The organism is Protofrankia sp. Cas3 (assembly GCF_963555955.1).
Lineage (GTDB): Bacteria > Actinomycetota > Actinomycetes > Frankiales > Frankiaceae > Protofrankia.
This window is the reverse complement of sequence record NZ_CAUVXP010000193.1, coordinates 1-7,909: the sequence shown is the minus strand read 5'-3', so window position 1 is coordinate 7,909 and position 7,909 is coordinate 1. Positions and strand designations below refer to the sequence as shown.

The 7,909-nt window shown below is 67.2% G+C and carries 9 protein-coding genes and 3 pseudogenes; 8 read left to right on the top strand and 4 right to left on the bottom strand.

The features are described 5' to 3' along the window. A pseudogene (locus U9983_RS24375) lies at nucleotides 1–222 on the top strand (AhpC/TSA family protein); the annotation flags it as partial. A gap of 81 nt (nucleotides 223–303) precedes the next feature. Here the strand turns inward: U9983_RS24375 and U9983_RS24370 are convergent. Beyond that, the gene (locus tag U9983_RS24370; RefSeq protein WP_322756252.1) at nucleotides 304–534 is read right to left on the bottom strand and encodes a hypothetical protein; all 231 of its coding nucleotides are present in this window, start codon (nucleotides 532–534) and stop codon (nucleotides 304–306) included. A 428-nt stretch (nucleotides 535–962) separates the two neighbouring features. Here U9983_RS24370 and U9983_RS24365 point away from each other — a divergent pair, with 428 nt between their 5' ends. Next, nucleotides 963–1,265 (top strand): hypothetical protein, encoded by a 303-nt coding sequence (locus U9983_RS24365; RefSeq protein ID WP_322756251.1) that lies wholly within the window; start codon nucleotides 963–965, stop codon nucleotides 1,263–1,265. Here the strand turns inward: U9983_RS24365 and U9983_RS24360 are convergent. Continuing rightward, nucleotides 1,259–2,212: an aldo/keto reductase gene (locus U9983_RS24360; RefSeq protein ID WP_322756250.1), complete on the bottom strand. Its 954-nt coding sequence runs from the start codon at nucleotides 2,210–2,212 to the stop codon at nucleotides 1,259–1,261. The genes U9983_RS24365 and U9983_RS24360 overlap by 7 nt on opposite strands. Before the next feature lie 381 nt (nucleotides 2,213–2,593). On the opposite strand from U9983_RS24360, the gene U9983_RS24355 reads away from it, so the two are divergent. Together U9983_RS24355 and U9983_RS24350 are read left to right on the top strand one after the other, a co-directional pair. Further along, nucleotides 2,594–3,040: a MarR family transcriptional regulator gene (locus tag U9983_RS24355; protein ID WP_322756249.1), complete on the top strand. Its 447-nt coding sequence runs from the start codon at nucleotides 2,594–2,596 to the stop codon at nucleotides 3,038–3,040. A 6-nt stretch (nucleotides 3,041–3,046) separates the two neighbouring features. Continuing rightward, nucleotides 3,047–3,270: pseudogene (locus U9983_RS24350) on the top strand (hypothetical protein); the annotation flags it as partial. A gap of 41 nt (nucleotides 3,271–3,311) precedes the next feature. On the opposite strand, the gene U9983_RS24345 reads toward U9983_RS24350, so the two are convergent. Together U9983_RS24345 and U9983_RS24340 are read right to left on the bottom strand one after the other, a co-directional pair. After that, nucleotides 3,312–3,758 carry a DUF6247 family protein gene (locus U9983_RS24345; RefSeq protein ID WP_322756248.1) on the bottom strand — a complete coding sequence of 149 codons (447 nt, stop codon included), beginning with the start codon at nucleotides 3,756–3,758 and terminating at the stop codon, nucleotides 3,312–3,314. Between the two features lie 85 nt (nucleotides 3,759–3,843). After that, entirely contained in the window at nucleotides 3,844–4,395 is a 552-nt protein-coding gene (locus U9983_RS24340; protein WP_322756247.1) for a DUF1003 domain-containing protein, read from the bottom strand. 353 nt (nucleotides 4,396–4,748) lie between these two features. Between U9983_RS24340 and U9983_RS24335 the strand changes: the two genes are divergently transcribed. The 4 genes and pseudogenes from U9983_RS24335 to U9983_RS28135 all read left to right on the top strand — a co-directional run. After that, entirely contained in the window at nucleotides 4,749–4,943 is a 195-nt protein-coding gene (locus tag U9983_RS24335) for a ferredoxin (RefSeq protein WP_322756246.1), read from the top strand. A 16-nt stretch (nucleotides 4,944–4,959) separates the two neighbouring features. After that, complete coding sequence (locus tag U9983_RS24330; RefSeq protein ID WP_322756245.1) at nucleotides 4,960–6,180, top strand: cytochrome P450; 1,221 nt, start codon at nucleotides 4,960–4,962, stop codon at nucleotides 6,178–6,180. Continuing rightward, the gene (locus U9983_RS24325; RefSeq protein WP_322756244.1) at nucleotides 6,173–7,672 is read left to right on the top strand and encodes an aldehyde dehydrogenase family protein; all 1,500 of its coding nucleotides are present in this window, start codon (nucleotides 6,173–6,175) and stop codon (nucleotides 7,670–7,672) included. The genes U9983_RS24330 and U9983_RS24325 overlap by 8 nt, the downstream gene beginning before the upstream one ends. A gap of 104 nt (nucleotides 7,673–7,776) precedes the next feature. Beyond that, nucleotides 7,777–7,909: pseudogene (locus tag U9983_RS28135) on the top strand (cytochrome P450); the annotation flags it as partial.

Genomic DNA, 7,909 nt, shown 5'->3' with positions numbered 1-7,909 from the left:
CCCGGCTCGCGTTCTGCTATCCGATCGATGTGGGGTGTCCTCACAGGCCGCAACCCGATGGCCCCCTTCGCTCCGACCGGCGGCAACCTCGGGCTCCCTGCGGACTTCTTGATCGCATCCGATGGTCGGGTTCTCGCCGTCACATACGGCGGTCACGCCTACGACCAGTGGTCCGTCGACGAACTGCTCGAACACGCCGCCCAGACCGGCGTCACCGCCTGAGCCAAGGCGGACGCAACAGGCGCGACATCATGGTCACCAGCCAAGCCCCCATGGCTACCCGTTCGGCTGCTCGCAGGCTGGCTATCCCGTCCGGGCTGCCCACAGCGCACAGATGGGCAGTGCCCAGATCCGGTCGTCGAGATCGAAGGGGATCGGGCCGGTATGGAACACGACTCCCGCGCGGAAGTCCGAGCCGAGCTGATCGCGCAGCCATGCAGCGCGCGGGCCGGTGACCATGACGGCGGGCAGGCCTGCGAGCAGACTCGCCAAGCGCCCGTCGGCGATCCGCGGAACATACCTTGACGTGTCCATACGGCCACAGTACGCAATCTGCGAGTCTAGCAGTACAAGGTTTGCGCTCCTGCTAGTACAGGTTTTGCTGAGCCATCAGTACAAGGTTTGCGGCGCCGAGTACACATTCTGCGCTCGGCGACGAACAGATCAGTGACAGCCTCACGAGAGCAGGACCGCCATGATCGGGGTCGAAACGACCCTCACGTGTGTCGCAAGAGTGCACCTATCACCGAAGGCCCACGCCGCGAAGAAGATCACCAGCAGGTGCTTGACCTGCGGAATCATAGGTGGAGCTGAGGGGATAAAAATTAAACCCTAATCTAAATAACCAATATTTTTCACTACAACTATACCTATTAACATTACTATCAAAATATATCAATCACCCCGACAGCCTCCCCGGCCTGGGAAGATATGTGCTGTAAATACGACTTCCTGGGGTAAGGGTGAGTCTGGGACTGACGCCGGGTCCGGGCCTGTTCCGGTCGACGGCGGACTTCTACGACACCCGGGTGGCACCCGGCTCGATCTACGCAGTGTTGCACCGCGAAGGCTCCCGGCTGTTCCCGGACGTGATGTTCGCGGACCTGTTCGCCGATGTAGGCCGCCGGTGGGCCATCTCTCTAATTACGCGTAACACTGTGGCTGTCGGGCAGATCGGTGACGGTGAGGACGTTCGGGCCGCCGTAGCGGTCGAAGGACAGGGCGCGCATGGTGGGGGAACTCCTTTGTCGGCGGCAGGTCAGTAGCGGGCGGTAGCGGGGGCGGGCAGGCTGTCGAGTTCCTTGCGGGCGTCGTCGGGCAGGCTCAGGTCGGCGGCTGCCGCGTTCTCGTTGAGGCGGGCCGGGTTCTTGGTGCCGGGGATCGGGACGACGTGGGGGCCGAGGGCGAGCAGCCAGGCGAGGGCGACCTGCGCGGGGGTGGCGTCGAGCCGGGCGGCGATGGTCCGGACGGTGTCGACGAGGCGCTGATTGGTATGGATTTCGGCGGGCTGGAAGCGCGGGTTGCCGTGGCGCCAGTCGCCGGGTGGCAGGTCCGCGGTGGTGCGGATGGCTCCGGTCAGGAAGCCGCGGCCCAGCGGGGAGAATGGCAGCAGGGCGATGCCGTGGGCGGCGGTGTGGGCCAGGACGCCGTTGTCCTGTATGTCGCGGGACCACAGCGAGGCCTCGGACTGGACGGAGGCGACCGGGTGGATCGCCTGGGCACGCGCGATCTCGGCGACGGTCACCTCGGACAGGCCGAGCGCGCGGGCCTTGCCGGCTTGGACTGCCTCGGCCATCGCTCCCCAGGACTCCTCCAGTGGGACGGCCGGGTCGACGCGGTGGAGCTGGTAGAGGTCGATGTGGTCGGTGCGCAGGCGCAGCAGGCTGGCGTCGATGCAGGCGGCGATGTGCTCGGGGCGGCCGTTGCGGTGCATCGTCCGGGTGCCGTCGACGACCAGGCCAGCCTTCGTGGCGAGCACCGCCCGGTCGCGGTGGCCGGCGAGCGCCCTGCCGACGAGGTACTCGTTGGTGAAGGGCCCGTAGGCGTCGGCCGTGTCGATGAGCGTCACGCCCAGGTCCAGCGCGCGGTGGATCACCCGGACGGACTCGGCGTCGTCGCGGCCGGGCTCGTCGTATGCCCAGGACATACCCATGCAGCCCAGGCCGATCCGGCCGACGGAGGGTCCGTCATCCCCCAGAGTGGTCGTGTTCATCGGTGCCTTCTCGTTCGGAGCGCCCGTGTTCGGGCAGCGCGGTGGGTGGTCAGGCTGGTCGGTTCAGGGGAGCCGCGCTCTGCCGTCGCTCGGGCAGGACGAGCACAGCCGCGCTCACGCCGGCCGGCCTTCCTCTAGCTCGTCCCACGAACCCTCCTTCTCTGCAACTTGCTGCATGCGGATGGTAAGCAATATATCAAGGTTTTGTCAAGAAACATGACCATGATGTGAAGATGGACATTTTCTCGACATCGAATCTTGGTTGAAAGCGTGAACCATGTCGCTGACAGGGGTGTCACACGAGGGATCGAGTCGCGGTAGCCTCGGAAGGGCGTCAGTCGGTCTTCGTGCAGGTGGCACCGGGTTCTGGGAGGAGGAAGCATGCCGGCAGGGGAGTCGGTCCTTCCGTTCGAGCAACGCCTGGGCACCCTCGTCAAGCAGACCGAACAGGCGCTGATGGCCGAGAAGAGCCGAGTCCTACACCCCTTCGACCTCACCGTGCCCCAGTACTCGGCCCTTCTGTTGCTTACCGAGAACCCCGGGGTCTCGAGCGCGCGGCTCGCGCGGCTCGTGGGGGTCACCGCTCAGGCGATGAACTCCGTGATCACGCTTCTCGAGCAGCGCGCCCTGGTCAGCCGGACCCCGTCACCCGATCACGGGAAGGTCCTGCTGATCAGACTGACCAGGGCGGGCTCGGCCCTGCTCCGTCGCGCCGACGAACAGGCCGTCGCCGTCGAGCAGCGCCTGGCTGCCGCCTTCAGCCAGCCGGACCTGGCCCGGTTTCGCGGGCAGTTGGCAACAGCCATCGAGGTGCTCGCCACGCATTGAGCCCTGGTGACACTCGTCGAACGCTGGTTCGCCGAGCTGACCAACCGCGGGCTGCGCCGGTCGACGCACCGCTGCGTCGTCGAGCTCGACGCCGACATCCGCCGGTGGATCAACGCCTGGAACACGACGTGAAACCGTTCGTCTGGACGAAGAGCGCCGACCAGATCCTCGTGACCCTCGCCGCCTACCGCCTACCGCCTACCGCCTACCGCCTACCGCCAACGAGTTAACGGTTCGGAGGAACTGTCGCGAAACGCGGCATCGAGGTTGATCATTTTCCCGCCCCGTCGGGGCCGGTCACGCCCTCAGCGGGCAGGGAGTCACGCTGTTGCTCGGCGTAGGTGACCCAGCGGATCGTGTATCTGGCCATCTGGCCATCTGGCCATCTGGCCATCTGGCCATCGGGGCTCTCTGGGTCACGGGGTGGATGAGGCGTGGCGGCGCCGAACACGGTCGGGTCTCCCGCCTCGATCCGCCGCCGGTCCGCGAAGGCGCCGGCCTCGATCTCCGGGTTGGCGGTGAGTACCGCCCGCCCCCACCAGCGGTCGATCACTTCGACAACCGGGCCGAGATCGAGGGTGTCGTCCGCGCTGGCGAGCGCGATCCGTAGCTCCGCCACGAATACCTGGCGGTCCTCGGGGTCGAGAGCGTCACGGATCGCGGGCCCGTTCTTCTCGACCCGGTTGCGGACTCCGTAGATCGGGATCGTGTCGGCCATGCTGCTCATTGTGGTTCGGCGACCTCGGGGTCGTCCGCCTCGGATCTACTGGGAGTGGAGCAAGGAGCGGGGCCGGGAACGTGGATCATTCTGGGAGGTCCAGCAGCATCCGGGGGTCGACCGGTGCGGCCTGACTGTTACTGATTCCCGCCCTGGCCTGTTCGATGATCTCCTGGACGTGTCGCTCGATCTGTTCCGGGTCGAGTCCGAGCGCCTTGCCGATGTGGACCGACCACACCTCGGACCGCAGGTTGGTCTCGAAGTCCAGGTCGGCTCGCAGGTTCTGCCGCGTCGCTTCGCGGTTCTGGCTCACCATCACGAAGGTGGACAGGAAGATCGCCTCCAGGCTGACGATCATCGTGAGCAGTCCGAACGGATACGGGTCGAAGATGCCGGCCCGCCCGAACACGCCCTCGTTCAGCAGGACCCAGACGCCGAACCAGACGGCGTGGAGATAGACGAAGGGTAGCGAGCCCGCGAACGATGTTATCGCGTCCGCCGCGCGGTCCTGCGACGTACGCATCCGGGTGAAGACGATTCGCTCGTTGGGGACCCGGACACGGGGACGGGGGTGGCCGGCTCTGGCGGCACGGTGCGGCTGGCTGTGGCCGTCAGCGGGAGAGTTCACGATACTCATACTGATGTGTGGGTACCCGAAACCTGTCCATAGGTGTTGACCAGGGCATTCCTATTGTGGATCATCGCACGTCGTGCCCCCGGGGGCCCATCGCTGCCAGCTGGTCTGGATCCCTCCTCGCACCTCGCGATGCACGCACCCCAACCCCTCTCCTTGATCCACATCCCTGTTGCCGGGCGCTCCAACTCGGCTAGATAGCGCTGATCCCTTGACCTATGCGGTTCACGTGGGCAGGCTGATGCCTGCAAGAGAGTTCTGTCTCATTTAGCTGTTTGTGCTGTTGGTGGCATGGGCGTGGGCGTCGTCGCGGGACGGGCGGTCGGCCCAGCTGGCCGCGGGGGAGAGGCGGGCCAATGCGGGTGACGATCGACCGGAGCCGATGCCAGGGGCACGCCCTGTGCGTCCTCGCCGCGCCGGACCTGTTCGACCTGGACGACGTGGACAGCCACGCCTATGTCCGGGTGGATCCGATGCCGGCCAGCGTGGGCGAGGCGGTTCATTCGGCTGCGCAGAACTGCCCCGAGCAGGCCATCTCCGTTGCCGACTGACATTTCTGGGAGTGACATGAGCACTGAGGCCACCACGCCGCCGGTCTTCTGCGCCGCGCACCTGCTCGGTTCGTGGGACGAGCGCCATCCCCAGGGCGCGTTCGTCGAACTGGCCGGGCAGGACGCACCGGTGCGCCCGGACGGGACACTCGTGGTTGCCCGTCGCGAGGAGATGGCGGAGTTCCTGCGCCACCCGGCGGTCCGGGCGACCGACGGCGTGCATTACAACATGGGCGCCCAGCGACCACTGATCCCGTTGGATCTCGACGGCGACCTACACCGCAAGTACCGCCGCCTGTTAGACCCGCTCTTCACCCCCAAACGGGTCGCGCGGCTCGAGGAGACGATCCGGGCCCGGACCAACGCCCTGATCGACGAGTTCGCCGACAAGGGCGAGGCGGAGCTGCTGTCCGACCTGTGCGCGACGCTGCCGACGCACATCTTCATCGACCTGCTCGGCCTGCCCACCGACGATCTGCCGATCTTCCTGGAGTTCAAGGAGGCGGTCGTCCGCCCGCAGGGCGCGACCCTCGATGAGCAGCAGGCCAACATGCGTGCGGCGGGCGAGCGGATGTACGCCTACCTCGCGAAGGTCCTCGACGAACGCCGCGCCCAACCTCCGTGTGACGATCTCATCGGCGGCTTCCTGACCGTCGAGGTTGACGGCGACCGGCTGCGCGACGCTGAGATCGTCGACATCTGCTACCTGCTGGTGATTGCCGGCCTTGATACCGTCACCTGCTCGTTGTCGTGCATGTTCGCGTGGTTCGCCGAGCACCCGGACGAGCGGCGCCAGGTGATGGCGGACTCCGCGCTCCTGGGCAAGGCGATCGAGGAGCTGATGCGCTTCGAGTCGCCGGTGCCGCTCGGCCACCGCTGGGTGACCGAGGACATCGAGGTGGCGGGCCGCCGGTTCCCGGCCGGATCCATGGTCGAGGTGGTTTGGGCGGCGGCGAACGTCGACCCGTCCGCGTTCCCCGACCCGATGACCGTCGACTTCGCTCGCCCCCACAACGCGCACGTCGGCTTCGCGGCCGGACCGCACCGTTGCCTGGGTTCCAACCTCGCCCGCCTTGAGCTCCGGGTGGCGTTGGAGGAGTTCCACACGCGCATTCCCGAGTACGAGATCACCCCCGGCGAGCAGGTGCTCTACACGAACTACGGCGTGCGCGCCGCCATCCATCTGCCGATCAGTTTCCCTGTCGCCGTAATGTCTGGAGAAGCACACGATGCCTGATTTCACGCCGCTTGATTTCGAACCCGAGGGCCGGCTCTACATCGACGGGGAATTCCGTGAGGCGGCCGCCGGCGGGCGCTTCGACGTCATCAGCCCGAGCGACGAGTCCGTCGTGGGCACCGCGGCGGATGCGCAGCCCGAGGACGTCGCCGCCGCCGTGGGTGCCGCGCGGCGGGCGGCCGACGAGACCACGTGGGCCACCGACCACGCCTTCCGTCAGCAGGTCCTGCGTCAGTTACAGGACGCCCTGCGCAAGGAGGCACTGGCGGCCAAGCAGGTCCAGATCGCCGAGGCGGGCACACCCGCTTCGAACATCGGTGCGCACATCGACGTGATGACTAACGACATGACCTACTTCAACGACCTGATCGGCCGTTTCCCGTGGGAGACCGACGTCGGCATGCACACGGGCGTCGGCCTGCCGAGCAACCGCCGCGTCCGCTATGAGCCGTATGGCGTGGTCGGGGCGATCACGCCATGGAACGCGCCGTTCATGACCGACATCTGGAAGATCCAGCACGCACTGGCCACAGGTAACACCGTGGTGCTGAAGACGGCCCCGGACACGCCGTTGACCGGCGCGTTCATCGCCAGAGTGGCGCACGAGCACACCGATCTGCCGCCGGGCGTGCTCAACGTCGTCAGCTCGCTCGACAAGGCCGTGGCGGGCGAGGCGCTGACCGGCGACCCGCGGGTGGACATGTATCACTTCACCGGCTCGCCCGGCGTCGGTCAGCGGATCTACGAACGTGCCGCGGTCGGCATCCGCAAGGTCTGTCTGGAACTCGGGGGGAAGTCTGCGAATATCATCCTGGACGACGCCGATCTGGCCGTCGCCCTGCCGATGACGATCGGTATGTGCATGAGCAACAGCGGCCAGGGTTGCGCGCTCGCGACCCGGCTCGTCGTCCACGCCTCGCGCTACGACGAGGTGCTCGGCGCGCTGACCGCGGCGATCGGCGCCCTGCCGTGGGGGGATCCGACCGATCCGGCCAACGTCGTCGGGCCGATCATCAACGGTGCCCAGGTCGCGCGGATGGAAGGCCTGGTTGACCGGGCGCGCGCGGCCGGCGCGCGGGTGCTCGTCGGCGGCCGGCGGGGTGATTCGCCCACCGGCGGCAGGGGCTTCTGGTACGAGCCGACGGTGGTCGCGGACGTCGACGAGAACGCCGAGATCGCGCAGTACGAGGTCTTCGGCCCGGTGCTGACCGTGGTGCGCTACGACGGCGATGACGATGAGGCGGTCCGGGTGGCGAACAACTCCCGGTACGGGCTCTCGGCCTACATCCAGACCTCCGACCCCGAGCGGGCCTGGCGGCTCGCGAACCGCATGAAGGCCGGGACCGTCAACATCGGGCCTTCGTTCTATCTCTCGCCGGACACCCCGTTCGGCGGGTACGGCATCAGCGGTGTCGGGCGCGAGCATGGCGAGGACGGATTCCGCGAGTACTTGCAGGCCAAGACGATCGCGACCCCGGCGACAGGGGCATAAGCGGTACCGGACGGCTCGCGGGAAAGCCGGTTCTCATCACCGGATCCGGTTCGGGGCTGGGGTAGGAGAGCGCTGGCGGGTGACCGCCTTCGGCGTCGGCGCACGCGCCCTCTACCCGGTCCGGGCCGGGGATGACCGGCCTCGTCGAGGCCATCCCCGCCAAATCCAAGATTTTGCTGCTCACCGCCGCGGCTGGCCGGGATGAACGCAAGTACCCCGACGCCGACCGTTACGACG